This is a genomic window from Variovorax sp. KBS0712 (genome assembly GCF_006323185.2).
GTDB lineage: Bacteria > Pseudomonadota > Gammaproteobacteria > Burkholderiales > Burkholderiaceae_C > Variovorax > Variovorax boronicumulans.
Window position 1 is genome coordinate 103,693 of sequence record NZ_VCCD02000006.1, and the last position, 26,217, is coordinate 129,909.

The 26,217-nt window shown below is 67.4% G+C and carries 25 protein-coding genes and 1 pseudogene; 24 read left to right on the forward strand and 2 right to left on the reverse strand.

Going from position 1 to position 26,217, the window contains the following annotated elements; translation table 11 throughout:
- The first annotated feature begins 49 nt into the window (after positions 1 to 49).
- The 4 genes from odhB to FFI97_RS33115 all read left to right on the forward strand — a co-directional run bounded on the left by odhB (position 50) and on the right by FFI97_RS33115 (position 4,592).
- Positions 50 to 1,306 (forward strand): 2-oxoglutarate dehydrogenase complex dihydrolipoyllysine-residue succinyltransferase, encoded by a 1,257-nt coding sequence (gene odhB, locus FFI97_RS33100; RefSeq protein ID WP_070061019.1) that lies wholly within the window; start codon positions 50 to 52, stop codon positions 1,304 to 1,306.
- Between the two features lie 19 nt (positions 1,307 to 1,325).
- The gene (gene lpdA, locus FFI97_RS33105) at positions 1,326 to 2,756 is read left to right on the forward strand and encodes a dihydrolipoyl dehydrogenase (protein ID WP_139706288.1); all 1,431 of its coding nucleotides are present in this window, start codon (positions 1,326 to 1,328) and stop codon (positions 2,754 to 2,756) included.
- Positions 2,757 to 2,838: 82 nt separating this feature from the next.
- The gene (zapE, locus tag FFI97_RS33110) at positions 2,839 to 3,936 is read left to right on the forward strand and encodes a cell division protein ZapE (protein ID WP_062480826.1); all 1,098 of its coding nucleotides are present in this window, start codon (positions 2,839 to 2,841) and stop codon (positions 3,934 to 3,936) included.
- Positions 3,933 to 4,592 (forward strand): hypothetical protein, encoded by a 660-nt coding sequence (locus FFI97_RS33115; protein WP_139706286.1) that lies wholly within the window; start codon positions 3,933 to 3,935, stop codon positions 4,590 to 4,592. Before zapE ends, FFI97_RS33115 begins: the two co-directional genes overlap by 4 nt.
- Before the next feature lie 21 nt (positions 4,593 to 4,613).
- On the opposite strand, the gene FFI97_RS33120 is transcribed toward FFI97_RS33115, so the two are convergent.
- Positions 4,614 to 5,384, reverse strand: a complete 771-nt coding sequence (locus FFI97_RS33120) for a PP2C family protein-serine/threonine phosphatase (RefSeq protein ID WP_139706284.1) — start codon at positions 5,382 to 5,384, stop codon at positions 4,614 to 4,616.
- A 107-nt stretch (positions 5,385 to 5,491) separates the two neighbouring features.
- Between FFI97_RS33120 and FFI97_RS33125 the strand changes: the two genes are divergently transcribed.
- Positions 5,492 to 5,698 (forward strand): YdcH family protein, encoded by a 207-nt coding sequence (locus FFI97_RS33125; RefSeq protein WP_095745658.1) that lies wholly within the window; start codon positions 5,492 to 5,494, stop codon positions 5,696 to 5,698.
- Positions 5,695 to 7,776 (forward strand): ATP-dependent DNA helicase, encoded by a 2,082-nt coding sequence (locus tag FFI97_RS33130; protein WP_144004562.1) that lies wholly within the window; start codon positions 5,695 to 5,697, stop codon positions 7,774 to 7,776. The genes FFI97_RS33125 and FFI97_RS33130 overlap by 4 nt, the downstream gene beginning before the upstream one ends.
- Before the next feature lie 24 nt (positions 7,777 to 7,800).
- Here the strand turns inward: FFI97_RS33130 and FFI97_RS33135 are convergent, their stop codons facing one another.
- Positions 7,801 to 8,610, reverse strand: a complete 810-nt coding sequence (locus FFI97_RS33135; protein ID WP_070061014.1) for an outer membrane protein assembly factor BamD — start codon at positions 8,608 to 8,610, stop codon at positions 7,801 to 7,803.
- A 14-nt stretch (positions 8,611 to 8,624) separates the two neighbouring features.
- Between FFI97_RS33135 and FFI97_RS33140 the strand changes: the two genes are divergently transcribed.
- The 18 genes and pseudogenes from FFI97_RS33140 (at position 8,625) to FFI97_RS33220 (ending at position 26,190) form a co-directional block, all read left to right on the forward strand.
- The gene (locus FFI97_RS33140) at positions 8,625 to 9,650 is read left to right on the forward strand and encodes an RluA family pseudouridine synthase (protein ID WP_409574662.1); all 1,026 of its coding nucleotides are present in this window, start codon (positions 8,625 to 8,627) and stop codon (positions 9,648 to 9,650) included.
- A 128-nt stretch (positions 9,651 to 9,778) separates the two neighbouring features.
- Positions 9,779 to 10,720 carry an SMC-Scp complex subunit ScpB gene (scpB, locus tag FFI97_RS33145; protein ID WP_139706579.1) on the forward strand — a complete coding sequence of 314 codons (942 nt, stop codon included), beginning with the start codon at positions 9,779 to 9,781 and terminating at the stop codon, positions 10,718 to 10,720.
- Positions 10,717 to 12,558 carry a pseudouridine synthase gene (locus FFI97_RS33150; protein ID WP_139706581.1) on the forward strand — a complete coding sequence of 614 codons (1,842 nt, stop codon included), beginning with the start codon at positions 10,717 to 10,719 and terminating at the stop codon, positions 12,556 to 12,558. The genes scpB and FFI97_RS33150 overlap by 4 nt, the downstream gene beginning before the upstream one ends.
- Before the next feature lie 152 nt (positions 12,559 to 12,710).
- The gene (gene ndk / locus FFI97_RS33155) at positions 12,711 to 13,136 is read left to right on the forward strand and encodes a nucleoside-diphosphate kinase (protein WP_013542117.1); all 426 of its coding nucleotides are present in this window, start codon (positions 12,711 to 12,713) and stop codon (positions 13,134 to 13,136) included.
- 21 nt (positions 13,137 to 13,157) lie between these two features.
- Positions 13,158 to 14,327, forward strand: a complete 1,170-nt coding sequence (gene rlmN / locus FFI97_RS33160; protein WP_139706583.1) for a 23S rRNA (adenine(2503)-C(2))-methyltransferase RlmN — start codon at positions 13,158 to 13,160, stop codon at positions 14,325 to 14,327.
- Between the two features lie 4 nt (positions 14,328 to 14,331).
- Positions 14,332 to 15,183 (forward strand): type IV pilus biogenesis/stability protein PilW, encoded by an 852-nt coding sequence (pilW, locus tag FFI97_RS33165; RefSeq protein ID WP_095745652.1) that lies wholly within the window; start codon positions 14,332 to 14,334, stop codon positions 15,181 to 15,183.
- A complete protein-coding gene (locus FFI97_RS33170) occupies positions 15,176 to 15,958 on the forward strand; it encodes a helix-turn-helix domain-containing protein (protein WP_260685266.1) in 783 nt (260 codons plus the stop codon). Before pilW ends, FFI97_RS33170 begins: the two co-directional genes overlap by 8 nt.
- Before the next feature lie 15 nt (positions 15,959 to 15,973).
- Positions 15,974 to 16,111, forward strand: a pseudogene (locus tag FFI97_RS34255) (RodZ domain-containing protein); the annotation flags it as partial.
- A complete protein-coding gene (gene ispG, locus FFI97_RS33175) occupies positions 16,108 to 17,388 on the forward strand; it encodes a flavodoxin-dependent (E)-4-hydroxy-3-methylbut-2-enyl-diphosphate synthase (RefSeq protein ID WP_070061008.1) in 1,281 nt (426 codons plus the stop codon). The pseudogene FFI97_RS34255 and the gene ispG, both read left to right, overlap by 4 nt.
- Positions 17,389 to 17,403: 15 nt before the next feature.
- A complete protein-coding gene (gene hisS, locus FFI97_RS33180; RefSeq protein ID WP_070061007.1) occupies positions 17,404 to 18,714 on the forward strand; it encodes a histidine--tRNA ligase in 1,311 nt (436 codons plus the stop codon).
- 6 nt (positions 18,715 to 18,720) lie between these two features.
- Positions 18,721 to 19,413, forward strand: a complete 693-nt coding sequence (locus FFI97_RS33185; RefSeq protein ID WP_062480767.1) for a YfgM family protein — start codon at positions 18,721 to 18,723, stop codon at positions 19,411 to 19,413.
- Positions 19,414 to 19,425: 12 nt separating this feature from the next.
- A complete protein-coding gene (gene bamB, locus FFI97_RS33190; RefSeq protein WP_062480765.1) occupies positions 19,426 to 20,568 on the forward strand; it encodes an outer membrane protein assembly factor BamB in 1,143 nt (380 codons plus the stop codon).
- Positions 20,569 to 20,634: 66 nt separating this feature from the next.
- Complete coding sequence (der, locus tag FFI97_RS33195) at positions 20,635 to 21,978, forward strand: ribosome biogenesis GTPase Der (protein ID WP_139706585.1); 1,344 nt, start codon at positions 20,635 to 20,637, stop codon at positions 21,976 to 21,978.
- A gap of 164 nt (positions 21,979 to 22,142) precedes the next feature.
- On the forward strand, positions 22,143 to 22,388 hold the full coding sequence (gene hfq / locus FFI97_RS33200; RefSeq protein ID WP_056582504.1) for an RNA chaperone Hfq: 246 nt from the start codon (positions 22,143 to 22,145) through the stop codon (positions 22,386 to 22,388).
- 53 nt (positions 22,389 to 22,441) lie between these two features.
- Positions 22,442 to 23,611: a GTPase HflX gene (gene hflX, locus FFI97_RS33205; protein WP_095947220.1), complete on the forward strand. Its 1,170-nt coding sequence runs from the start codon at positions 22,442 to 22,444 to the stop codon at positions 23,609 to 23,611.
- 74 nt (positions 23,612 to 23,685) lie between these two features.
- Positions 23,686 to 25,059, forward strand: a complete 1,374-nt coding sequence (gene hflK, locus FFI97_RS33210) for an FtsH protease activity modulator HflK (RefSeq protein WP_139706587.1) — start codon at positions 23,686 to 23,688, stop codon at positions 25,057 to 25,059.
- 17 nt (positions 25,060 to 25,076) lie between these two features.
- Positions 25,077 to 25,964 carry a protease modulator HflC gene (hflC, locus tag FFI97_RS33215; protein ID WP_062480758.1) on the forward strand — a complete coding sequence of 296 codons (888 nt, stop codon included), beginning with the start codon at positions 25,077 to 25,079 and terminating at the stop codon, positions 25,962 to 25,964.
- A gap of 37 nt (positions 25,965 to 26,001) precedes the next feature.
- Positions 26,002 to 26,190: a DUF2065 domain-containing protein gene (locus FFI97_RS33220; protein WP_062480756.1), complete on the forward strand. Its 189-nt coding sequence runs from the start codon at positions 26,002 to 26,004 to the stop codon at positions 26,188 to 26,190.
- The last annotated feature ends 27 nt before the right edge of the window (positions 26,191 to 26,217 follow it).

Genomic DNA, 26,217 nt, shown 5'->3' on the forward strand with positions numbered 1-26,217 from the left:
GTCCCTTTTCACACGAACACCCTCAAGAACAAAACGGAGCTCACTCCAAATGTCTATCGTAGAAGTCAAAGTCCCCCAGCTTTCCGAATCCGTGGCCGAGGCCACCATGCTCACGTGGAAGAAGAAAGCCGGCGAAGCCGTCGCCGTCGATGAAATCCTGATCGAGATCGAAACCGACAAGGTCGTGCTCGAAGTGCCGGCACCCTCGGCCGGCGTGCTGGTCGAGATCGTTCAGCCCGACGGCGCCACCGTGGTGGCCGAGCAGCTGATCGCCAAGATCGACACCGACGGCAAGGCCGCCGCCGCGGCACCCGCTGCTGCAGCAGCCCCCGCCGCCGCACCGGCCGCTGCTGCTCCCGCAGCGGCAGCCGCCGCCACCGGCGGTTCGAAGGCCGACGTCGCCATGCCCGCCGCTGCCAAGCTGCTGGCGGACAACAACCTGAAGACCAGCGATGTGGCCGGCACGGGCAAGGACGGCCGCGTGACCAAGGGCGACGTGCTCGGCGCCGTGGCTGCCGGCGCCAAGCCTGCCGCGACCATCGCCGCACCGGCTGCCAAGCCCGCGCTGCAACAGGTCGCCGCGCCCGCCGCACCCGACCTGGGTGAGCGTCCGGAACAGCGCGTGCCGATGAGCCGCCTGCGCGCGCGCATCGCCGAGCGCCTGATCCAGTCGCAATCGACCAACGCCATCCTGACCACCTTCAACGAAGTGAACATGGCCCCGGTCATGGACCTGCGCAAGAAGTTCCAGGACGCGTTCACCAAGGAACACGGCGTGAAGCTCGGCTTCATGAGCTTCTTCGTGAAGGCCGCGGTGCACGCGCTGAAGAAGTACCCGGTGCTCAACGCCTCGGTCGACGGCAACGACATCCTGTACCACGGCTACTTCGACATCGGCATTGCCGTCGGGTCGCCGCGCGGCCTGGTGGTGCCCATCCTGCGCAATGCAGACCAGATGAGCTTCGCCGACATCGAGAAGAAGATCGCCGAGTACGGCAAGAAGGCCCAAGACGGCAAGCTGGGCATCGAGGAAATGACCGGCGGCACGTTCTCCATCTCCAACGGCGGCACCTTCGGCTCGATGCTCTCGACCCCGATCATCAACCCGCCCCAGTCGGCCATCCTGGGCGTGCACGCCACCAAGGACCGCGCCGTGGTCGAAAACGGCCAGATCGTCGTTCGCCCGATGAACTACCTCGCCATGAGCTACGACCACCGCATCATCGACGGCCGCGAAGCCGTGCTGGGCCTGGTCGCCATGAAGGAAGCGCTGGAAGATCCGTCGCGCCTGCTGTTCGACATCTGATCCGGGGAGCAAGAACCAGATGGCAAACAAGCAATTCGACGTCGTCGTCATCGGCGGCGGTCCTGGCGGCTACATCGCGGCGATCCGCGCTGCGCAGCTCGGCTTCAACGTGGCCTGCATCGACGAGTGGAAAAACGGCAAGGGCGGCCCCGCACCGGGCGGCACCTGCACCAACGTCGGCTGCATTCCCTCGAAGGCGCTGCTGCAATCGTCGGAGCACTTCGAGCAGGCCGGCCACCACTTTGCGGATCACGGCATCAAGGTCGAAGGCCTCGGCCTGGACATCGACAAGATGCTGGCCCGCAAGGACCAGGTCGTGAAGCAGAACAACGACGGCATCCTGTACCTGTTCAAGAAGAACAAGATCAGCTTCTTCCACGGCCGCGGTTCGTTCGTGAAGGCGGACGAAGCCGGCTACGAGGTCAAGGTGGCGGGCGCCGCTGAAGAATCGATCAGCGGCAAGCACATCATCATCGCCACGGGTTCCAACGCCCGCGCGCTGCCGGGCACGCCGTTCGACGAGGAAAACATCCTCTCGAACGACGGCGCGCTGCGCATCGGCGCGGTGCCCAAGAAGCTGGGCCTGATCGGCTCGGGCGTCATCGGCCTCGAAATGGGCTCGGTGTGGCGCCGCCTCGGTGCCGAGGTCACGGTGCTCGAAGCACTGCCGACCTTCCTGGGCGCCGTGGACGAGCAGATCGCCAAGGAAGCCAAGAAGGCTTTCGACAAGCAGAAGCTCAAGATCGAACTCGGCGTGAAGGTCGGCGAGATCAAGTCGTCGAAGAAGGGCGTGAGCGTCGCCTGGACCAACGCCAAGGGCGAAGCCCAGACGCTGGAAGTCGACAAGCTGATCGTCTCGATCGGCCGCGTGCCCAACACCATTGGCCTGAACGCCGAAGCCGTGGGCCTGAAGCTCGACGAGCGCGGCGCCATCGCCGTGGACGACGACTGCAAGACCAGCCTGCCCAACGTGTGGGCCATCGGCGACGTGGTGCGCGGCCCGATGCTGGCGCACAAGGCCGAGGAAGAAGGCGTGGCCGTGGCGGAGCGCATCGCGGGCCAGCACGGCCACGTGAACTTCAACACCGTGCCGTGGGTGATCTACACCAGCCCCGAGATCGCATGGGTCGGCCAGACCGAGCAGCAGCTCAAGGCCGCAGGCCGCGCCTACAAGGCCGGCACCTTCCCGTTCCTGGCGAACGGCCGCGCACGCGCGCTGGGCGACACGACCGGCATGGTCAAGTTCCTGGCCGACGCCGCCACGGACGAGATCCTGGGCGTGCACATCGTGGGCCCGCAGGCCAGCGAACTGATCTCCGAAGCCGTCGTGGCAATGGAGTTCAAGGCGAGCGCCGAAGACATCGCGCGCATCTGCCATGCGCACCCGTCGCTGTCGGAAGCCACCAAGGAAGCGGCCCTGGCCGTGGACAAGCGCACGCTCAACTTCTGATCTCCGGTTCTTGAGCGAACCCGGCCCCGATCGACCCTCGCGGGGCGGTCGGGGCTCTCCATTTTTGAAGCGATCCGATCCCTTGAGCGTCAAACAGGCTTACGAAGCGGAACTCGCGGCACGCGGGTTCAAGAGCGATCCCGCACAACTGGCGGCCGTCGAGGCGCTCGACCGCTGCGCCACCGAGTGGGGCGAGTACAAGGCCCGGCGCTCCAATGCGCTGAAGAAGCTCATCAACCGGCCGGAGCTGCCGCGCGGCGTCTACATGTACGGCGGCGTGGGGCGCGGCAAGAGCTTCCTGATGGACCTGTTCTTCAACGCCGTGCCGCTGCGGCGCAAGACGCGCCTGCACTTCCACGAGTTCATGCGCGAGGTGCACCGCGAGCTGCGCGACCTGCAGGGCACCGTGAACCCGCTCGACGAGCTGGGGCTGCGTATCTCCAAGCGCTACAAGCTGATCTGCTTCGACGAGTTCCATGTCGCGGACATCACCGACGCGATGATCCTGCACCGGCTGCTCGTGGCGCTGTTCGACAATGGCGTGGGCTTTGTCACCACCTCGAACTTCAAGCCCGACGACCTGTACCCCGGCGGCCTGCACCGCGACCGCATCCTGCCCGCCATTGCACTGCTCAACCAGAAGCTCGAGGTGCTGAGCGTGGACAACGGCACCGACTACCGGCGCCGCACGCTGGAGCAGCTGCGCATGTACCTCACGCCGAACGACGCGGCGGCCGAGAAGGAAATGCGCCACGCCTTCGACAAGCTGGCCGAAACCGCCGACGAAAACCCGATCCTGCACATCGAGCAGCGCGAGATCCGCGCGCTGCGCAAGGCCGGCGGCGTGGTGTGGTTCGACTTCAAGACGTTGTGTGGCGGCCCGCGCTCGCAGAACGACTACCTCGAGATCGCGAGCCAGTTCCACACCGTGCTGCTGTCCGACGTGCCGCACATGCCGGTGCGCATGGCCTCGGAAGCACGCCGTTTCACCTGGCTGGTCGATGTCTTGTACGACCGGCGCTGCAAGCTCATCATGTCGGCCGAGGTTCCGCCCGAGGCGTTGTACACCGAGGGGCCGCTGGCGCACGAGTTTCCGCGCACGGTGTCCCGGCTCACCGAAATGCAGTCGAGCGAATTCCTCGCCCTGGAACGCCGCATCGTCGACACCCGACTCACATGAAAAAAACCGCTCTTGCCCTGTTCCTGGCCTTGGCCAGCCTGCCGCTGTGGGCCCAGTCCAACGCGGCGGCGGGCAACGCTGACCTCGAAGCCGAACGCAGCCGCCTGGCGGCCGAGCGCGAGGTCATCGAGTCGCGCTACGCGAAGGAGCGCGCGGCCTGCTACAAGAAGTTCGCGGTCGAAGACTGCCTGCGCGAAAGCCGCAGCCGCCGTCGCAAGGAAACCGACCACATCAAGCGACAGGAAACCGCGATCAACGACATCCAGCGCCAGCGCAGCGGCGCGGCCGAGCTGCAGAAGCTCGACCAGAAGGCCGCCACCCAGCGCCCGCAGGATTCGCGCGAACAGCGCGAAAAGTCGCAGGAAGACCAGAAGGCGCGTGAGCAGCGCGCCGCCGACCACGCCGCGAGCCGCGCCGCGACCGCGGCCGACGCCGCCGAGCGCCAGCGCCAGTTCGAGAACAAGCAGAAGGCCCATGCCGACGAGCAGGCCAAGGCGGCCCAGCGCCGCGCCGAAGCGCCGGCCGCGACCACGCGCTTCGAGGACAAGCAGAAGCGGGCGGCGGAACACCGCGCCAACCGCGAACGCCAGAACGCCGAGCGCACCAAGCCGCGCGGCGCACCGTTGCCACCGGCACCGGCGGCTTCCTCGCCCTGATCCTTGAAAGAGGGCGGGCGCTCAGACCGCCGCGGGCAGCCGGTCGAGCTTGAGCACCGCGATCGAGATGTTGTCGCCCGTGCCGCGCGCACGGCGCCGCGCTTCTCCCACCAGAATTTCCACCGCATCGCGCGGCGGCTGCGCGTACAGCACGCTGGCCAGTTCCTCGGGCGAGAAGTAGTGCCACAGGCCGTCGCTGCAGGCCATCAGCAGGTCGCCCGGCTGCAGCTTGGCGATGTGGTGCGGATCGACGGGCGGCGGCGTGGTCGTCATGCCCAGGCAACCCAGCAGGATGTTGCCCTGCGGATGGATGTTGGCCTCGGCCTCGCTGATCTGGCCGCGATCGACCAGCGCCTGCACGTACGAATGGTCGCGCGTGCGCTTGACCAGCGCACCGTCGTTGAAGTGATAGATGCGCGAGTCGCCTGCGTGGATCCAGGCGCAGTCGCCCTTGGGGTTCATCAGGAAGGCGGCCAGCGTGCTGTGCGGTTCCTGCTCGCTCGACAGCGCCGTGAGCTTGATCACCGTGTGGGCGTCTTCGAGCAGCTGGCGCAGCACGACGGCGGGGTCGTCGCGCTCGGGGCTGTAGCGGGTGAAGAGCTGGCGCGCGGTCATGAGCACCTGGTCGGACGCCTTGCGCCCGCCGCTGCGCCCGCCCATGCCGTCGGCGATGACGCCGAGCACACAGCCCGGCGTGCGGGGATGGCTCATCAACAGCACCTGGTCCTGCTGGTAGGGGCGATCCCCCTTGTGGAGGCCGGTGGCGGCGGCGAGTCGAAAGCCTTGGGTCATGAGCGCTGGGGCGCCAGAGGCGCGCTTTCTGTCTTCTCTGGGGTTCGTGTCAGGACGTATTATCGAATGAACACGCGCGGCCCCATGCGGCACGCGCACCCCCACCGTTGGACTCCAATCTTCATTCCCTTTCCCGTCAGCTGATCGAGCTGCGCATCGCGCATGCCGACCTCGACGCGACCATTGACCGGCTCTCGGAAGACGGCGTGCCGCAGGACGAACTGCTGATGCGCCGCCTGAAAAAGCGCCGCCTCGCCCTGCGCGACCAGATCGCCCAGCTCGAGAACGCGCTCGACCCGAAAGAGCCGGCGTGACGTCGCCGCTCGAAAACCAGGTGCGCGATGCGTTCGCGCAGGACGGGGTGCTGTCGCAGGCCGCCGAGCAGTTCCGCGAACGCGGCGGCCAGACCGAGATGGCGATGGCCGTGGCCCGCACCATCTCCGACGGCGGCATGCTCGTGGTCGAGGCCGGCACGGGCGTGGGCAAGACTTTCTCGTACCTCGTGCCCGCATTGCTGAGCGGCGAGCGCGTGCTGCTCTCGACCGCCACCAAGACCCTGCAGGACCAGCTGTTCGGCCGCGACCTGCCGCGCCTCGTCGAGGCCTTCGCACTGCCGATACGCACGGCGCTGCTGAAAGGGCGGGGCAGCTACCTGTGCCTGCACCGGCTCGACATGGCCCGACACGACGCCTCGCTGCCCGAGCGCGGCAGCCTGCGCACGTTGGCAAAGATCGAGCAGTGGTCGAAAGCCACCCGCACCGGCGACCTCGCCGAACTGCCGGGGCTCGACGAGCGCTCGCCGTTGATCCCGCTGATCACCTCCACGCGCGAGAACTGCCTGGGCGCGCAATGCCCGCAGTTCAAGGCCTGCCACGTCAACCTGGCGCGGCGCGAGGCGCTGGCGGCCGACATCGTGGTCATCAACCACCACCTGTTCTTTGCCGACCTCGCGGTGCGCGAGACCGGCATGGCCGAGTTGCTGCCGACCGTGAGCGTCGTCGTGTTCGACGAGGCGCACCAGCTCAACGAAACCGGCGTGCAGTTCCTGGGCGCGCAGCTCGGCAGCGGGCAGGCGCTCGACTTCGCGCGCGACATGCTCGGCGCCGGCCTGCAGCATGCGCGCGGGCTGGTCGACTGGCAGCAGCTGGTGGCGGCGGTCGAACGCGCGGCGCGCGAGTTGCGGTTGGTGGTCGGCAAGCAGTGGCCGGGCGCCAAGCTGCGCTGGATCGGTCCGGCCCCGGAGGGCGTGAATGCCGAGGCCTGGCAGGGCGCGCTCGACGACCTGCAGGACGCCTTCGTGCTGGCCGCCGACGGGCTGGACACGGTGAGCGAAATCTCGCCCGACTTCGTGCGCCTGCACGAGCGCGCGCGACAGCTCGCCAAGCGCACGGCGCGTTTCGCGCAGCCGTGCGAACTCGACTCCGTGCGCTGGGTCGACGTGGGCACGCAGCTGCGGCTGATCGAGTCGCCGCTCGACATCGCCGATGCGATGCGCAAGCGCGTGCTCAAGCTGGCCGACGAGCCTGTGGAGCCCGACCTGCCCTATGGCGACGACGAGGAAGACCCCGAGCACGGCGCCGTCCCACCGCCACCGCAGGAAGACAGCCGCCGGGCCTGGGTCTTCACCTCCGCCACGCTGGGCGACGACCCGACGCTGCGCTGGTTCACCGAACCCTGCGGCCTGCGCGACGCCGAAGTGCTGCGCGTGCAAAGCCCCTTCGACTACGCCTCGCAGGCAGCAATCTATGTGCCGCGGGCCTTTCCGAAGCCCAACGATCCCACGCACAGCCAGCAGGTGGCCAAGCTGGCCGCGCACGGCGCCGCGGAGCTCGGTGGTCGCACGCTGGTGCTCACCACCACGCTGCGCGCGCTGCGCACCATCGGCGATGCGATGCGCCAGCAGTTCGAGCTGCTCCAGACAGAAGCACGGCCCGAGGTGCTGGTGCAGGGCGAGCTGCCCAAGCGCGTGCTCATGGACCGCTTCCGCGAAGGCGCGAGCAACGGGCGCGCGGGCTGCGTGCTGGTGGCGTCGGCCTCGTTCTGGGAAGGCTTCGATGCGCCGGGCGACGCCCTGCAGTTCGTCGTGATCGACAAGCTGCCTTTCCCGCCGCCCAACGATCCGCTGGTGGAGGCCCGCTCGCAGCGGCTCGAAGCGCAGGGGCGCAGCTCGTTCAGCGACTATTCGCTGCCCGAGGCGGCCGTGGCATTGAAACAGGGGGCGGGGCGCCTCATTCGCCGTGAAAGCGACAGCGGCGTACTCGCGATCTGCGACACGCGCCTCGTGGCGATGGGCTATGGCCGGCGGCTGCTGGCGGCGTTGCCGCCGATGCGCCGGCTGGAAACCGAAGCGGATTTCGAGAGCGCGATCGACGCGCTCAGGAAACCCTATTGATATCTACCACCGGGAGGCGCTGGATTACCAGAGCTTCCACCAGGGGTCGGTGCTGCCCTTGAAACCGTTCGCCAGGTAGGTGCTCTGCGGGTAGTTGGTGGTCAGCACGCGTTGTGCGTCGTCGCGCAGGTCCTTCATGCCGAGCGCGTCGTACGACTTCACCATGATGTACAGGGCTTCTTCGAGCGCCGGCACTTCGCGGTAGTCGGACAGCGCGATCTGTGCCCGATTGATGGCCGCCAGGTAGGCGCCACGCGAGTAGTAATAGCGGGCCACGTGAACTTCGTACTGCGCGAGCGAGTTCACGATGTAGTTCATGCGCTGGCGCGCGTCGGGCGCGTAGCGCGACTCGGGAAAGCGCGTCACGAGGTCGCGGAAGGATTCGAACGATTCCTTGGCGGCCTTCTGGTCGCGCTCGGACAGGTCCTGGCGCGTCAGGAACGCGAACATGCCCAGGTCGTCGTTGAAGTTGATCACGCCCTTCAGGTAGAGCGCGTAGTCGAACGCCGGGCTGGCCGGGTGCAGCTTCATGAAGCGGTCGAGCGTGGCGATGGCGTTGGCCTTTTCGCCGGCCTTGTGCTGGGCGTAGGCCTTTTCGAGCTGGGCCTGCTGGGCCAGCGGCGTACCGGCGGCACGGCCTTCGAGCTTCTCGTACAGCGGCACTGCCTTGTCGTAGGCGCCGGAGCCGACTTCGTCCTTGGCTTCCGAGTAGATGCGGTTGGGGCTCCAGTTCGCGGTCTTGTCTTCCTTGGTGGTGGAACCGCAGCCGGCGACGAGAAGGGCCGCCGCGCTGAGCGCGATCCAGGCAGGGACCGATAATTTGGCGCGAAACATCACATACGGCTTTCGTGAAACAGTTGCCCTCAATTATATCGACCGACCCCCTGACCGATCCCCCGGAAGGGCCTGAACCTGAAGAGGGCGCCGATCTCGCAGAGCCCAGCGAGCTGCGTCCCTTCGCCATTGACCAAGCGCAGCACGGCCAGCGGCTCGACCGCGCATTGGCTGCGCTGGTGCCCGAGTTTTCGCGCAGTTACCTTCAGCAACTCATTGAAGCTGGCGCCGTCGAGCTGCAAGGGCGCACGCTCACCAAGGTTTCTGCCACGGTGCGCGCGGGCCAGTCGGGGCGCATCGAGCTGCGGCCCACGCCCCAGAGCCAGGCCTTCCGGCCCGAGGCGATGGACCTGGTCACCGTCCACGAAGACGAGCACCTGCGAATCATCGACAAACCCGCCGGCCTCGTGGTGCATCCGGCGCCGGGCCACTGGAGCGGCACGCTGCTGAACGGGCTGCTGGCGCTCGACCCGAAGGCCGTGCTGCTGCCGCGCGCGGGCATCGTGCACCGCCTCGACCGCGACACCAGCGGCCTGATGGTGGTGGCGCGCACACGGGCCGCGATGGACGCGATGGTGGCGCTGATCGCCGCACGCGACGTGAAGCGGCAGTACCTGGCGATGGGGCACAAGGCCTGGGAAGGCGCGGCGGCGCGGCAGGTCGATGCGCCGATCGGGCGCGATCCGCGCAACCGGCTGCGCATGGCCGTGGTCGACCTGGAGCGCCACGCGGGCAAGACCGCGCGCACCCTGATCGAGCGGCTCGACAGCCACACCGACGGCTGCGCGGTGCGCTGCACGCTCGAAACCGGCCGCACCCACCAGATCCGTGTGCACATGGCGTCGATCGGCCATCCGCTGGTCGGCGACGCGCTGTATGGCGGCGCGCCCGCGGCGGGGCTGTCGCGGCAGGCGCTGCATGCGTTCCGGCTGGCGTTCGTGCATCCCGTCACGCAGCAGGCGATGGAGTTCCGTTCGCCGCCGCCGCCCGATCTGGCGCAGGCTTTGCAGACCTGGGGGCTGGATTACAATCGCGCCTGACGGCCCGAGGGCCGCGCCGGCCACCCGAGGCCGGCCTTGCGTTGCACTCGCCGCGTGCCGGCAACGCCTACCCCTTCCATCCATCTGAACAAGCGTCGCCAGGCGCCTTTTTCCGGATAACGCGAACCATGAATACGGCGGATGCCAAGCGCATTCTCGAAACCGCCTTGATCTGTTCGAGCCAGCCGCTGCCGGTGCGCGACATGCGCGTGCTGTTCGACGACGAGCTGGGCGTGGACACGATCAAGGTGCTGTTGCTCGAACTGCAGGAAGACTGGGCGCAACGCGGCCTGGAGCTGGTGAGCGTCGGCAGCGGCTGGCGTTTCCAGAGCCGGCCCGAGATGCGCGATGCCCTCGATCGCCTGCATCCCGAGAAGCCGCCGCGCTACACGCGCGCCGCGCTTGAGACGCTGGCCATCATTGCCTACCGGCAGCCGGCCACGCGCGGCGACATGGAAGACATCCGCGGCGTCACGATCAACTCCCTGATCCTGAAGCAGCTCGAAGACCGCGGCTGGGTCGAGGTGATCGGCCACCGCGAAACGGTCGGCCGGCCCGCGCTCTACGCGACCACCCGCCAGTTCCTCGACGACCTGGGCCTGGCCTCGCTGGACCAGCTGCCGCTGGTGGAAACGCCCGCGCAGCAGGCGGCGCTGGTTGATGCGCTGCAGCAGGCTGCGGGCGACCAGCCGGGGCTGCCGATCGACGTCGACGCGGCGGAAGAGTTGGTTGCGGAATCTGCAGAGGTTGCAGTGCCTGCGGTCGAAGAGGGTGTGCAGCCCGAACTCGGCATGGTCGATGTGCCGCCCGAGTCGGCGGAGCTGGCCGAGGTCGTTTCGACCGATGCGGCGGAGTTTGCCGAAGAGGTGGTGGCGATCACCGAGGGTGACGAAGCCGACGGGCCCGTTGATGAGGCGCCACCAGCGTCCGAGCCAGAAGCCGGTGAGCCGTCCGCCGAACCCGAAGTGGCCGCCGCGCCCGAAGAACCCGAATCTGAGGTCCCGTCCCCCGCAGCGGACGAGACCGACCCCCACGACCCCCACGCTGTTTCTCCCGGAAAAACCCCATGAGCTCATCCGACACCGACGACGCAGCGATGCTGCCGGTCGAACCCGAAGTCAAGAAGCGGAAGCGGCCAGCCACGCCCAAGAAGGTGACGGAAGTTGCTGTTGAATCCGTCGCTGCGCCCGCAGCGCCGGCAGGGGCCGAGGCCGAGGAAGCGCCGAAGAAGCCGCGTGCACCCCGCAAGAAGAAGGTGGTCGAGGCTCCGGCTGCCGATGAGCAATTGGCGAGGGCGGCGGAAGTCGCTCCCGCGGCCGAAGCCCCCGCGACGGTGGAGCCCGATGTGGCACCCGTGGTTGCTGCGCCAGCGGCGACCGAGGAAAGCGAGCCGGCACCGGTCGAAGCACAGCGTCCTCAGGCGTCCGACGAGGACGAGGACGACAACCGCGGGGATGACGAAGACGACGAGGAAGACGAACCCGACGAAGAGGAAGACGACCTCGACCGCGCCCGTCGCGCCGCCGAGCGCGAGCAGCGCAATGCGCCGCCGACCGAGCCGATCCGTTTTGCCGACGTCATCTCCGGCCAGTTCGACGCCGACGAAGAAAGCCCCGAGGTGCCGCCGCTCAAGCGCGTGCTGCTGCCCGAGGCCGATTCGCCCAAGCTGCACAAGGTGTTGGCGCAGGCCGGCCTCGGTTCGCGTCTCGAGATGGAGCAACTCATCCTGCAGGGGCGCATCTCGGTCAACAACGAGCCGGCCCACATCGGCCAGCGCATCCAGTACGGCGACCAGGTCAAGATCAACGGCAAGCCGATCCGCTACCGCATCGCACCGCCGCCGCCGCGCGTGATCGCGTACCACAAGCCCGTGGGCGAGGTCGTCACGCACGACGATCCGCAGAACCGCCCGACGGTGTTCCGCAAGCTGCCGCGTCTGCAGCAGGGCAAGTGGCAGTCGGTCGGCCGGCTCGACCTGAACACCGAAGGCCTGCTGCTGTTCAGCAGCTCCGGCGACCTGGCCAACCAGCTCATGCACCCGCGCTTCGGCTTGGAGCGCGAGTACGCGGTGCGCGTGCTGGGCGCGCTCACCAGCGAAGAAAAGAAGAAGCTGCTCGAGGGCGTGCGACTGGACGACGGCATGGCGCAGTTCGGCACCATCGAAGACGGTGGCGGTGAAGGCTCCAACTGCTGGTACCGCGTGACCATTTCCGAAGGCCGCAACCGCGAGGTGCGCCGCCTGTTCGAGTCGGTGGGCCATGCGGTCAGCCGGCTGATCCGCATCCGCTACGGCGCGATGGTGCTGCCGCGCGGTCTCAAGCGCGGTGCCTGGATGGAGCTCGACGAGCGCGACATCCAGGCGCTGTTCCAGGCCTCGGGCGGTGCGCAGGCGCGACCGGCGGGTCCGTCGCAGCGCGGTCCCGGCGGGCCGGAGGGCGGCGGTCGCAACGGCCGCAATAAGAAGCGTCGCGGCAACAACAACCGCAACGGCGGCATGGGTGGTGGCCAGCCGCGTGAAGCGCGCGGCGAAGCGCCGATCCCGAGCCCGCTGGGCGACGGTCGTCCGCCGCGCGGTGAGCGCGGAGGACGCGGTGGTCCCAACCGAGGCGGTGGCAATGGCGGCCCGCCGCAGCAGGGGCGCCGCGGCAACGCCGGTCCGGGCAACCGCCAAGGCGGCCAGGGGCAAGGGCAGGGCGGTGGCAACCGTTCGGCAGGCGGTGGTGGTGGCGGTGCTGCCAACCAGCCCGATCCGATGAAGACCTCGCTCGGCTACATCGGCGCCGACAGCTTCTCGCGCCAGCGCAAGGAACAGCGCGGCGGTCCGGGGCGTCGCGGCGGTGGCGGCGGCTCGCAAGGCGGCGGTGGTGGCTTTGGCGGTGGTGGCGGCGGACGCCGTCGCGGACGCTGAAAGCCAGCCGTCGCAGCGCGGCCTTTCGCGGGGTTTTCACCAATCCCGCAGGTCGCGCCGGTTAAAATCAGAGGCTTTGTCGACGTGCCACGAAACAAACTCGTTGCAGTTGTGACAAAACACTTCAAAATCAAAGCTCAGGAAGCATTTCAATGGCTATCGAACGTACCCTTTCCATCATCAAGCCCGACGCCGTCGCCAAGAACGTCATCGGCAAGATCGTTTCCCGCTTCGAGGCTGCCGGCCTCAAGATCGTCGCCGCCAAGCTGGTTCACCTGTCGCGCAACGAAGCAGAGCAGTTCTACTCGGTGCACAAGGAGCGTCCCTTCTTCAAGGACCTCGTCGAGTTCATGATCTCGGGCCCCGTGTTCGTGCAAGTGCTCGAAGGCGAGAACGCCATCGCCAAGAACCGTGACCTGATGGGCGCTACGGACCCCAAGAAGGCAGCCGCCGGCACCATCCGCGCCGACTTCGCCGACAGCATCGACGCCAACGCCGTTCACGGCTCGGACGCGCCCGAAACGGCTGCCAACGAAGTGTCGTTCTTCTTCGCCGGCCTCAACGTCTACGCACGCTGAAGCCGTTGCTCGCCTGAATTCATGACCACAGCCAATCTGCTCGAATTCGATCTCGACGGGCTGGCTGCGTTCTGCGAAAAACTCGGCGAGAAAAAATTCCGCGCCACGCAGCTGTTCCGCTGGATCCACCAGCGTGGCGCCAGCGACTTCACCCAGATGACCGATCTGGCGAAGTCGCTGCGCGAGAAACTCGCGACCACCGCGCGCGTGGAGGCCCTGTCGGTCCTCACGCAGCATGAATCCAAGGACGGCACGATCAAGTGGCTGTTCGACGTCGGCGGCGGCGATGCGGTCGAGGCCGTGTTCATCCCCGAAGACGATCGCGGCACGCTGTGCGTGTCGTCGCAGGCCGGTTGCGCCGTGGGCTGCCGCTTTTGCTCGACCGGGCATCAGGGCTTCAGCCGCAATCTCACCACGGGCGAAATCGTCGCCCAGCTCTGGTTCGCCGAGCACTTCCTGCGCAAGCACCTCAAGCGCGACGAGCGCGTCATCTCCAACGTGGTGATGATGGGCATGGGCGAGCCGCTGCAGAACTACTCGGCGCTGGTGCCCGCCTTGCGCACCATGCTCGACGACAACGCCTACGGGCTGTCGCGCCGCCGGGTCACGGTGTCGACCTCCGGCGTGGTGCCGATGATCGACCGCCTGGGCACCGATTGCGCCGTGGCCATGGCTGTCTCGCTGCATGCGCCCAACGATGCGCTGCGCGACGACCTCGTGCCGCTCAATCGCAAGTACCCGATCGCCGAACTGCTCGAGGCCTGCAAGCGCTACCTCGTGCATGCGCCGCGCGATTTCATCACCTTCGAATACTGCATGCTCGACGGCGTGAACGACCAGCCCGAGCATGCGCGCCAGCTGATCGAGCTCGTGCGCAAGCACGATGTCTCGTGCAAGTTCAACCTGATTCCGTTCAACCCGTTCCCGGCGTCGGGCCTGCTGCGCTCGCCGCAGCCGCGCGTGCTGGCCTTTGCCCGCACGCTGAGCGAAGCGGGCCTCGTGACCACCGTGCGCAAGACGCGCGGTGACGACATCGACGCCGCCTGCGGACAGCTCGCCGGCGACGTGAAAGACCGCACCCGTGCGGCCGAACGCATGGCCCAACGCCGTGCGGCGGTGGCCGAGCGTCCCGTCGTTCTGCACCCGACCCGCGCCAAGACCCCCAAGACCACCGTTCCCCAGGAGCATTGACGCAATGAGCATGGCCTTTCCGACGACGACCGCGAGCGTGCAGCGAGTGCTGAGCGCAGGAATCGCGAGCGTCGCCGTGGCGCTTCTTCTCGCGGGCTGCGTCAACACGCGAACCACCACCACCGGGCTTGTCGGCAGTGGGGCCGACAGCGGCACCACTGCCGTGACCGACGTCGACGAAAACAACCGTCGCCGTGCCCGCCTGCGGATGGAGCTGGCGGCCGGCTACTTCGAGCACGGCCAGCCCTCGGTCGCCCTCGAAGAACTCAAGCAGGTGCTGGCCATCGACCCGAACTACGCCGACGCCTACAACCTGCGGGGCCTGGTCTACATGCGGCTGGACGACGCCGGCCAGGCCGAAGACAGCTTCCGCCGCGCGGTCGCGATCAATCCGCGCGACGCCAACACGCGCCACAACTACGGATGGCTGCTGTGCCAGCAGAACCGCTACGGCGACGCCGCGCAGCAGTTCGCCGCGGCACTGGCCGTGCCCAGCTATGCCGATCGCGCCAAGACGCTCATGACCCAGGGGGTCTGCGAGCTCAAGGCCGGGCAGCGGCCGCAGGCCGAGCGCAGCCTCCTGCAGGCCTACGAGCTCGACGCCGGCAATCCGGTGGTCGGCTTCAACCTGGCCTCGGTGCTGGCGCAGCGCGAAGAATGGTCGCGCGCGCAGTTCTACGTCCGCCGTGTCAACAACAGCCCCTCGGCCAATGCCGAGACGCTCTGGCTCGGCATCAAGATCGAACGGAAGCTCAACAACCGCGAGGCTGTCGCGCAGCTGGGCGGTCAACTGCAACGACGTTTCCCTCAATCGCGGGAGGCAATGGCGTACGAGCGCGGGAATTTCAATGACTGAACGGGTTTCGGAGTTCGGGACGTCCGCGGCGCTGCCGCTGGCAGAAGGCGACGTCGCGCACAAGACGGCCGGTGACATGCTGCGCGAGGCGCGCGAAGCGCATGGCCTGCACATCGAGATGGTGGCCGCGGCGCTCAAGGTGCCGCCGCAAAAGCTGATCGCACTCGAGGCCGACGACATCGCCTCGCTGCCCGACCCGGTGTTCGCCCGGGCCCTGGCCAGCAGCGTGTGCCGCGCACTGCGCATCGATCCGGCGCCAGTGCTTGCCAAGCTGCCGGGCGCACAACGCGCACCGCTGGCCGAAACCAACCGCACGCTGAATGCCCGCGTCGTGTCCGACACGCCGCGCTGGAACGGTGGACGCTCCGGCGGCCTGCCGTCGCGCGCGCTGCTGACGGTCGTGGTGCTGCTCTTGATCGGCGCCGGCGTGCTGTTCTGGATGCCGCAATCGGCGTTCGACCAGATCGGCGCCTCCGTCGCGCGGCTGACCGCAAAGAACGAGGGCGAGACCATGCCGCCGCCCGCCGATCCGGCCGATGTCTCGGAGCCCGTGCCGACGCAGGCCGTGGCGCCGACCGGCCCCGTGGGCGCCGCACCGGTCGCCGGCGTGGCGGCTGCCGCGCCAGCCGCCCCGGCCTCCGCGCCCCTCGCGGCCGTCGCCAACACCAGCGCCAGCACCGCCAGCAGCCAGCAGCTCGTCTTCGTGGCGCGCGAGGAGTGCTGGATCACCGTCACCGAAGCCGGCGGCAAGCAGTTGCTGCGCCGCAGCCTGTAGGTCGGCGAGACCGTCGGCCTGTCCGGCACGCTGCCGCTGTCCGTGGTGGTCGGGCGCGCATCGGCCGTCGATGTGCAGGTGAACGGAAAGCCCTACGATCTGAAGCCTGTCACCCGCGGCGGCGGCGTGGCGCGTTTCGAGGTGAAATCGTGACAACCGACTGCACTCCCCAACCCATCGAATCGGCGGCGCCCAAGGCGCGCCGCTCGCGCCAGGCCAGCGTGGTCTGGGGCCCGCGCATCGTCACGGTGGGGGGCGACGCGCCCACGCGCGTGCAGTCGATGACCAACACCGACACGGTCGATGCCATCGGCACCGCGATCCAGGTCAAGGAACTCGCCATTGCGGGCTCCGAGATGGTCCGCATCACCGTCAACACGCCCGAAGCCGCCGCTCAGGTGCCCTACATCCGCGAGCAGCTCGACCGCATGGGCATCGACGTGCCGCTGATCGGCGACTTCCACTACAACGGCCACCGCCTGCTCACCGACTATCCGGCCTGCGCCGAGGCGCTGAGCAAGTACCGCATCAACCCCGGCAACGTGGGCAAGGGCGACAAGAAGGACAAGCAGTTCGGCCAGATGATCGATGCGGCCATGCGCTGGAACAAGCCGGTGCGCATCGGCGTGAACTGGGGCAGCCTCGACCAGGAGCTGCTCGCCAGCCTGATGGACACCAACAGCCAGCGCGCCGAGCCCTGGGATGCCAAGCAGGTGATGTACGAGGCGCTGATCACTTCAGCCATCGAATCCGCCAAGCTCGCCGAGTCGATGGGCATGGCCGGCAACCAGGTCATCCTGTCGTGCAAGGTGAGCGGCGTGCAGGACCTGATCTCGGTCTACCGCGAACTCGCGAAGCGCTGCGACAACCCGTTGCACCTGGGCCTGACCGAAGCCGGCATGGGCACCAAGGGCACGGTGGCCTCGGCCACGGCGCTGTCGATCCTGCTGCAAGAGGGCATCGGCGACACGATCCGCGTGTCGCTCACGCCGCAGCCGGGTGAGTCGCGCACGCAGGAAGTGCTGATCGCCAACGAAATTCTCCAGGCCCTGGGCCTGCGCGTGTTCGTGCCGAGCGTCACGGCCTGTCCGGGCTGCGGGCGCACCACGAGCACCACGTTCCAGGAACTGGCCAAGCAGATCGACGACTACCTGCGCCTGCAGATGCCGGTCTGGCGCAAGAAGTACCCCGGTGTCGAGACGCTGAAGGTGGCCGTCATGGGCTGCATCGTCAACGGCCCTGGCGAGAGCAAGCACGCCGACATCGGCATCAGCCTGCCCGGCACGGGCGAAGCACCGGCCGCGCCGGTCTTCATCGACGGCGAAAAGGCCCTCACGCTGCGCGGCGACAATATCGCTAACGAGTTCCACCAACTCGTCGAAACCTACATCGAAAAGCGCTTCGGCAGCGAACACGCTGTCCTGGCCTGACACCTCCGCAGACTCATGGCTGAAAAACTGAATGCCGTCAAAGGCATGAACGACATATTGCCGCCCGAATCGGCGCGCTGGGAGTGGCTCGAAGCCACCGTGCGCGACCTGATGGGGCGCTATGCGTACCGCAACGTCCGCACCCCGATCCTGGAGCACACGGCGCTGTTCGTGCGCGGCATCGGCGAGGTGACGGACATCGTCGAGAAGGAGATGTACGCCTTCGAAGACCGTTCGGACAAGCATGGGCAGTCGGAGCACCTGGCGATGCGCCCGGAGAACACGGCCGGCCTCGTGCGTGCCGTGATCGAGCACAACATGCTCTACGAAGGGCCCAAGCGCCTCTGGTACACGGGCCCGATGTTCCGCCGCGAAAAGCCGCAGCGCGGGCGCTTCCGCCAGTTCCACCAGATCGGCGCCGAGGCGCTTGGCTTCGCCGGCCCCGATGTCGACGCCGAACTGATCCTGCTGGCCACCGCGCTGTGGAAGGCCATCGGCCTGACCGATGTGCGCCTGGAACTCAACAGCCTGGGCCAGCCGGCCGAGCGTGCGCTGCACCGCGCCCAGCTCATCGCCCACTTCGAGCAGCACGCCGACAAGCTCGACGAGGACGGCAAGCGCCGCCTGCACAGCAACCCGCTGCGCATCCTCGACACGAAGAACCCAGCCATGAAAGAGGTGGTCGAGTCGGCGCCGAAGCTGATTGACTTTCTCGGTGCCGAATCGCTGGCCCACTTCGAGGGGCTGCAGGCCATCCTCAAAGCCAACGACATCGCCTTCACGATCAACCCGCGCCTCGTGCGCGGGCTCGACTACTACAACCTCACGGTGTTCGAGTTCGTGACCGACCGCCTCGGCGCGCAGGGCACGGTGTGCGCCGGCGGCCGCTACGACGACCTGATCGCCCAGATCGGCGGCAAGCCGGCGCCCGCCGTGGGCTGGGCCATCGGCGTTGAGCGCGTGCTCGACCTGCTGAAAGAGCAGGGCGCCGAAGTGCCGGCACCGGTGCCCGATGTCTATGCCATCGTGCCCGACGCCGCTTCGATGCCCGTCGTGCTGCGCGCCTTGCAGCAGCTGCGCGAAACCGGAGTGCGCGTGCAGATGCACGCCAGCACCGCCGAAGGCCTGGCGAGCTTCAAGGCGCAGATGCGCAAGGCGGACGCCAGCGGCGCCACCTACGCGTTGATCTTCGGTGCCGATGAACTTGCACGCGGCGAAGTGACTCTCAAGGCCTTGCGCGACGCCAGCGTCGCGCAGTCCGCCCGTTCACTTGCTGAAGTGACCACCTGGGCCGCCACCCTACAATCGCCGGCTCCCAACCTCTGACAGCGCATGGCCACCCATCTCGACCTCGAAGAACAGGAACAGCTCGACCAGCTCAAGCATTTCTGGAACACCTACGGCACCCTGATCACCTGGGCCGTGCTGCTCGTCGCCGGCGCCTTCGTGGCCTGGAACGGCTGGCAGTACTACCAGCGCACCAAGGCTGCCCAGGCCGCGGCCCTTTATGACGAGGTCGAGCGCAGCACGCAGTCGGGCGACGTCGAGCGCATCCAGCGCGTGATGACCGACATGAAGGACCGCTTCGCAGGCACCGCCTACGCGCAGCAAGCCGGTCTGCTGGTCGCCAAGACGCTGTTCGACAAGGGCAATGCCGATGGCTCGCGCGCGGCGCTGGGCTGGGTTGCGCAGAACGCCGTCGACCCGGGCTACCAGGCCATCGCCAAGCTGCGTCTCGCAGCCGAACTGCTCGATGCCAAGTCTTACGACGACGCGCTCAAGCAACTCGACGGCAAGGTGCCGACCGAATTCGAACCGCTGGTGGCCGACCGCAAGGGCGACATCTACATGGCGCAAGGCAAGCGCGACGAGGCGCAGGCCGAGTACCGCAAGGCCTGGACCGGCCTGGGCGCCGGCTCGGACTACCGCCGGCTGGTCGAGATCAAGCTCAACGCGGTCGGTGTCGACCCGAAGACCCTGGCGCCGACCGTCACCGTGACGCCCGCCGTCCCCAAGAACTCCTGATCGCACACCCTCATGAATTTCAAGCGTTTCATGCCTGAATCGACCGCCCTGCGCGCGGGTTCTGCTCTTGTTCTGGTAGCGCTGCTGGCCGCCTGCTCGGGCTCCGGCAAGCCCAAGCCCGCCGAGCTGCCGGCCAACCCGTCCCTGATGGGCGTGCGCCAGGCCTGGAACGTGCGGATTCCGGGCGTCGAATTCCCGCTCACCGCCGATGTCAGCGGCGACATCGTGACCGTGGCCGGCAGCGACGGCACGGTCGTCGCCATCGACGCCCGCGCCGGTCGCGAAACCTGGCGCGCCAGCGCCGGCGCGCCGCTGGCGGCCGGTGTCGGCAGCGACGGCTCGCTGACGGCCGTGGTCACCACCAACAACGAAGTGGTCGCCATCGAGAACGGCAAGGTGCTGTGGAAGCAGCGCCTGTCGGCCCAGGCCTTCACCGCACCGCTGGTGGCCGGCCGCCGCGTCTTCGTGCAGACCGCCGACCGCAGCGTCAGCGCCTGGGATGGCCAGAGCGGCCGTCGCCTGTGGCAGCAGCAGCGCCCGGGCGAAAACCTCGTGCTGCGCAAGTCGGGCGTGCTGATCGCGGTCGGCGACACGCTGGTCGCCGGTCTGGGCGGCCGACTCGTCGGCATGAACCCCGGCAACGGCAGCTCGCGCTGGGAGGCCCCCATCGCTGCGCCGCGCGGCACCAACGACGTGGAACGCCTGGTCGACCTGACCGGCAGCGTGAGCCGCTACGGCGACACGGTCTGTGCACGCGCCTACTACGCCAGCGTCGGTTGCGTCGACACGCTGCGTGGCCAGCTGCTCTGGAGCAAGCCGGCCTCGGGCGCCGACGGCGTGAGCGGCGACGAGCGTTTTCTCTACGGCACCGAATCGGATGGCAGCGTCACCGCCTGGCGTCGCGCCGACGGCGAGCGCGCCTGGCAGATGAGCCGCCTGAAGAACCGCGAACTGACCGCGCCGCTGGCCGTGGGCCGATCGCTGATCATCGGCGAGAGCACCGGCACGCTGCACTTCGTGTCGCGCGAAGACGGTGCACTGCTGAACCGTGTCACGCCCGATGGCTCGGCCATCACCGTGACGCCGGTGCTGGCCGGCAACACGGTGGTCGTCGTGACCGCCAAGGGTGGTGTCTTCGGCTACCGTCCTGAATAATCATTTTTTGTCTTTCTCTTACTTCCAAGGCCCGACCATGAAAACCGCGCCATCGAAAGGCCGGCCATGAAGCCGGTCGTGGCCCTGGTCGGCCGTCCCAACGTCGGCAAGTCGACGCTCTTCAACCGCCTGACCCAGACGCGCGACGCCATCGTCGCCGACTTCGCCGGCCTCACGCGCGACCGCCACTACGGCAACGGCCGCCTGGGCAAGCACGAGTTCATCGTGATCGACACCGGCGGCTTCGAGCCCGATGCCGGCAGCGGCATCTACAAGGAAATGGCCAAGCAGACGCGGCAGGCCGTGGCCGAGGCCGACGTCGTGATCTTCGTGGTCGATGCCCGCGAAGGCCTCTCGGCGCAAGACCACGACATCGCCAACGAGCTGCGCCGGCTGGGCAAGCCCTGCGTGCTGGCGGCCAACAAGGCCGAAGGCATGCACGACGGCACCAAGCTGGTCGACTTCTACGAGCTGGGCTTCGGCGACGTGCACGGCGTGTCCGCGGCGCACGGGCAGGGCATGCGCGACCTGGTCGAGCTGGCGCTCGCGCCGCTGAACCTGGCCGATCCGGACGACGAGGAAGACGAAGATGACGTCAACAAGCCGATCAAGCTGGCCGTGGCCGGCCGGCCCAACGTCGGCAAGTCGACGCTGATCAACACTTGGCTGGGCGAAGAGCGCCTGGTGGCCTTCGACATGCCCGGCACGACGCGCGACGCCATCTCGGTGCCGTTCGAGCGCAACGGCCAGCGCTTCGAGCTGATCGACACCGCCGGCCTGCGCCGCAAGGGCAGGGTCTTCGAGGCGATCGAGAAGTTCTCGGTGGTCAAGACGCTGCAGGCCATCGAGTCGGCCAACGTCGTGCTGCTGCTGCTCGACGCCACGCAGGGCGTGACCGACCAGGACGCGCACATCGCCGGCTACATCCTCGAAAGCGGACGTGCCGTGGTGATCGCCATCAACAAATGGGACGCGGTCGACAGCTACCAGCGCGAGCAGATCCAGCGGCAGATCGAAACCCGCCTGCCGTTTCTGAAGTTCGCGTCATTGCATTTCATCTCGGCCATCAAGCGCCAGGGCCTGGGCCCGGTGTGGCAGGCCATTGCGCAGGCCCACAAGTCGGCCACGCGCAAGATGTCGACGCCGGTGCTGACGCGCCTGCTGCTGGAGGCGGTGCAATTCCAGGCGCCCCAGCGCGGCGGCATGTTCCGGCCCAAGCTGCGCTATGCGCACCAGGGCGGCATGAATCCGCCCGTGATCATCATTCACGGCAATTCGCTGGAGCATGTGACCGACGCCTACAAGCGTTTCCTGGAAGGGCGTTTCCGCAAGGAATTCGACCTCGTGGGCACGCCCTTGCGGATCCAGTTCAAAAGCTCGCAGAATCCGTTCGTGGACAAGGACAGCTGAGGGCGCTTGGCTGCCGATGGCAGCCGTTGAGCCGCAGCAGGAGCGGAAGTTCCGTCTTTTGAGAACCGTTATTTTCTCAAGGCTTTTGACCCCGATTGCTGCGGCGCAGAAACCCTGTGTTAAGGTCATCTCTCCAACAACTACTCTTGAACACGGAGAATATCGTGAGCAATAAAGGGCAACTTCTGCAAGACCCGTTTCTGAACACCTTGCGTCGCGAGCATGTGCCGGTTTCCATTTATTTGGTGAACGGCATCAAGCTGCAAGGCCAGATCGAGTCCTTCGATCAATACGTCGTGTTGCTTCGCAATACAGTGACGCAAATGGTCTACAAGCACGCCATTTCCACCATCGTGCCGGGTCGTGCCGTCAACTTCTCGGCCAACGAGAACGACGACGCCGCCGCCTGATCGCGCGGAGCGCGGCGGCAACCCCGCCGCGCTTTTTCCATATCTGATTCCGCTTGTCTGATTCGATCCCCCGCCAGGAAGGCGCCGCCGTTCTCGTCGGTGTCGATTTCGGGCTGCCCCATTTCGACAGCGAGCTCGAAGAACTCGGCCTGCTCGCACAAACCGCGGGTCTGACGCCCGTCGCCCGCCTGGCCTGCAAGCGCAAGGCGCCCGATGCGGCGCTGTTCGTCGGCAGCGGCAAGGCCGAAGAGATCAAGGAGCTCGCCGCCATGCACCGGGCGAGCGAGGTCATCTTCGACCAGTCCCTGAGCCCTGCGCAGCAGCGCAACCTCGAACGCCAGCTCGATGTCGCGGTCTATGACCGCACCTTCCTCATCCTCGAGATCTTCGCCCAGCGCGCCCGTTCGCATGAAGGCAAGCTGCAGGTCGAGCTGGCCCGGCTGCAGTACCTGAGCACGCGGCTGGTCCGTCGCTGGTCCCACCTGGAGCGCCAGACCGGCGGTGCGGGTGTGCGCGGCGGCCCCGGCGAAAAGCAGATCGAGCTCGACCGCCGCATGATCAACGAGTCGATCAAGCGCACGCGCGAGCGCCTGGCCAAGGTGCAAAAGCAGCGCAGCACGCAGCGCCGCCAGCGCGAGCGCCGCGAGACCTTCAACATCTCGCTCGTCGGCTACACCAACGCGGGCAAGTCGTCGATCTTCAATGCGATGGTCAAGGCGCGCGCCTATGCGGCCGACCAGCTGTTCGCCACGCTCGACACCACCACGCGCAACCTCTACCTGGGCGATGCGCGCCGGCAGGTGTCGATCTCCGACACGGTGGGCTTCATCCGCGACCTGCCGCACGGCCTGGTCGACGCGTTCAAGGCCACCTTGCAGGAAGCGGTCGATGCCGACCTGCTGCTGCATGTGATCGACGCCTCCAACCCGCACTATCCGGAGCAGATGGCCGAGGTCCAGTCGGTGCTCCAGGACATCGGCGCGGGCGACGTGCCGCAACTGCTGGTGTTCAACAAGCTCGACGCCCTTGAAAGCGCGCAACATCCGCTGCATCTGCAGGACGAGATGGAAATCGACGGCGTGCAGGTTCCCCGCATCTTCCTCAGCGCCAGGACCGGCGAAGGCCTGCCGCTGCTGCGGGCCGAGCTGGCCCGGCAGTCGGGTTCCGTCGCCGATACGATGACCCCTGAGGCGGACGCTGAATTGCACGATGCGGCCCCTTGATTGGGCACAATCCCGCCACTGACACGAGAACGAAGCGAATGAATGCAAAGCCAGCGCGGAGAGGGTTTCTGGGCATGTTCAATCTGAACGATGGCCGATGGGGTCGCGGCGACGAGCCGTCCTCCAGCGGCGACCGCCCGGCCGGCAACCGGCCGCCCGATGCCGATCCCCCCGGCGCCCCGATCCCGCCGCCTTCGAGCGGCAACCAGAACAACAACGGCAACGGCAATCGCCCGCGCGGCCAGGGCCCGAACCAGGGCCCGCCCGACCTCGACGAACTCTGGCGCGACCTCAATCGCAAGCTCGGCGGTTTCTTCGGTGGCAAGGGTGGCGGCAATCGCCCCAACGGCACCGGCGGCGGTGGCGGCAACGGCTACAAGCCCGACATGAAGAACGCCGGCTTCGGCATCGGCCTCGTGGCCGCCGTGGCGGTCCTGATCTGGCTCGGCACCGGCTTCTTCATCGTGAACGAAGGCCAGCAGGCCGTGGTCACGCAATTCGGCCGCTACAAGTCGACGGTGAACGCTGGCTTCAACTGGCGCCTGCCATACCCCATTCAACGCCACGAAGTGGTGGTGACCACGCAGATCCGCTCCACCGACGTGGGGCGCGACGCCATCGTGCGTTCCACCGGCCTGCGCGAATCGGCCATGCTGACCGAAGACGAGAACATCGTCGAAATCAAGTTCGCCGTGCAGTACCGCCTGAGCGATGCGCGCGCCTGGCTCTACGAGAGCAAGTCGCCCGCCGAAACCATCGTGCAGGTGGCCGAGAGCTCCGTGCGCGAAGTGGTCGGCAAGATGAAGATGGACGCGGCGCTCGCCGAAGAGCGCGACCAGATCGCACCCCGCGTGCGCGCGCTGATGCAGACCATCCTCGACCGCTACAAGGTCGGTGTCGAAGTCGTCGGCATCAACCTGCAGCAGGGCGGCGTGCGTCCGCCCGAGCAGGTGCAGGCCGCTTTCGACGACGTGCTCAAGGCCGGCCAGGAACGCGAGCGCGCCAAGAACGACGCAGAGGCTTACGCCAACAACGTCGTGCCGCTGGCCACCGGTACCTCGTCGCGCCTGAAGGAAGAGTCCGAGGCCTACAAGGCCCGCATCGTGGCGCAGGCACAGGGTGACGCCGGTCGCTTCAGCTCGGTGCTGACCGAGTACCAGAAGGCGCCGCAGGTGACGCGCGACCGCATGTACACCGACGCCATGCAGCAGATCTACGCCAGCACGACCAAGGTGCTGGTCGACAGCAAGCAGGGCTCCAACCTGCTGTACCTGCCGCTCGACAAGCTGATGCAGCAAGGCGGTGGCAACACAGCCACGCCCGTGGATGCCGCCAGCCCCAGCGTGGCCGGCACCGCACCGACCCAGTCGTCGGTGATCCCGGTGGCGCCCGCCACCACCGACGTGCGCGCCCGTGACGGCCGCTCGCGTGACCGCGACGTGCGCTGAGAAAGGCCCGGAACAACATGAACAGAATCGGTTTCATCGCCACCTCGGTCCTCGTCCTGCTCGTGCTGCTGAGCTCGACCCTCTTCGTGGTCGACCAGCGCCAGTTCGGCGTGGTCTATGCCCTCGGCCAGATCAAGCAGGTCATCACCGAGCCCGGCCTGAACTTCAAGCTGCCGCCGCCGTTCCAGAACGTGTCGTACATCGACAAGCGCCTGCTGACGCTCTCGAGCCTGGACACCGAGCCCATGCTCACCGCTGAAAAGCAGCGCGTGGTGATCGACTGGTACGTGCGCTGGCGCATCTCCGACCCGCAGGCCTACATCCGCAACGTCGGCCTCGACGAGAACGCGGGCGCCATGCAGCTGAACCGTGTGGTGCGCAACGCCTTCCAGGAAAACATCAACAAGCGCACCGTGCGCGACCTGATCTCGGTGCGCCGCGAAGCCCTGATGGCCGACGTGCAGCGCGAAGTGCTGGCCGTGGTGAAGGGCGCCAAGCCCTGGGGCGTCGACGTGGTCGACGTGCGCATCACCCGCGTGGACTACGTGGAAGCCATCACCGAATCGGTCTACCGCCGCATGGAAGCCGAGCGCAAGCGCGTGGCCAACGAGCTGCGTTCCACCGGCACGGCCGAAGGCGAGAAGATCCGCGCCGACGCCGACCGTCAGCGCGAAGTGATCGTGGCCAACGCCTACCGCGACGCCCAGAAGATCAAGGGCGAGGGCGATGCCCAGGCTGCCGCGACCTACAGCGAGGCCTTCGGCCGCGATCCGCAGTTCGCCCAGTTCTATCGCAGCCTCGAGGCCTACAAGCAGAGCTTCAACAAGAAGAGCGACGTGATGGTGCTCGACCCGTCCTCGGACTTCTTCCGCGCCATGCAGAGCTCCGGCTCGGCGCGCAAGTAACAACAGGCCGTCCGTTTCCGCTGTCCTGCCTGGAGCCGTGAGCGCCGACACCTTCTGGAGCGCGTTGGCGCTGGTCCTGGTGATCGAAGGCATCCTGCCTTTCGTCTCGCCGGGCGGGTGGCGGCGCGGCTTCAGCCAACTGCTGCAGCTGCGCGACGGCCAGCTGCGTTTCTTCGGTCTTTGCAGCATCCTGCTGGGTTTGGTACTGCTCTGGGTTCTGGGGTAGCTCGGGCCCGGTAGAATCCCGGTTTAA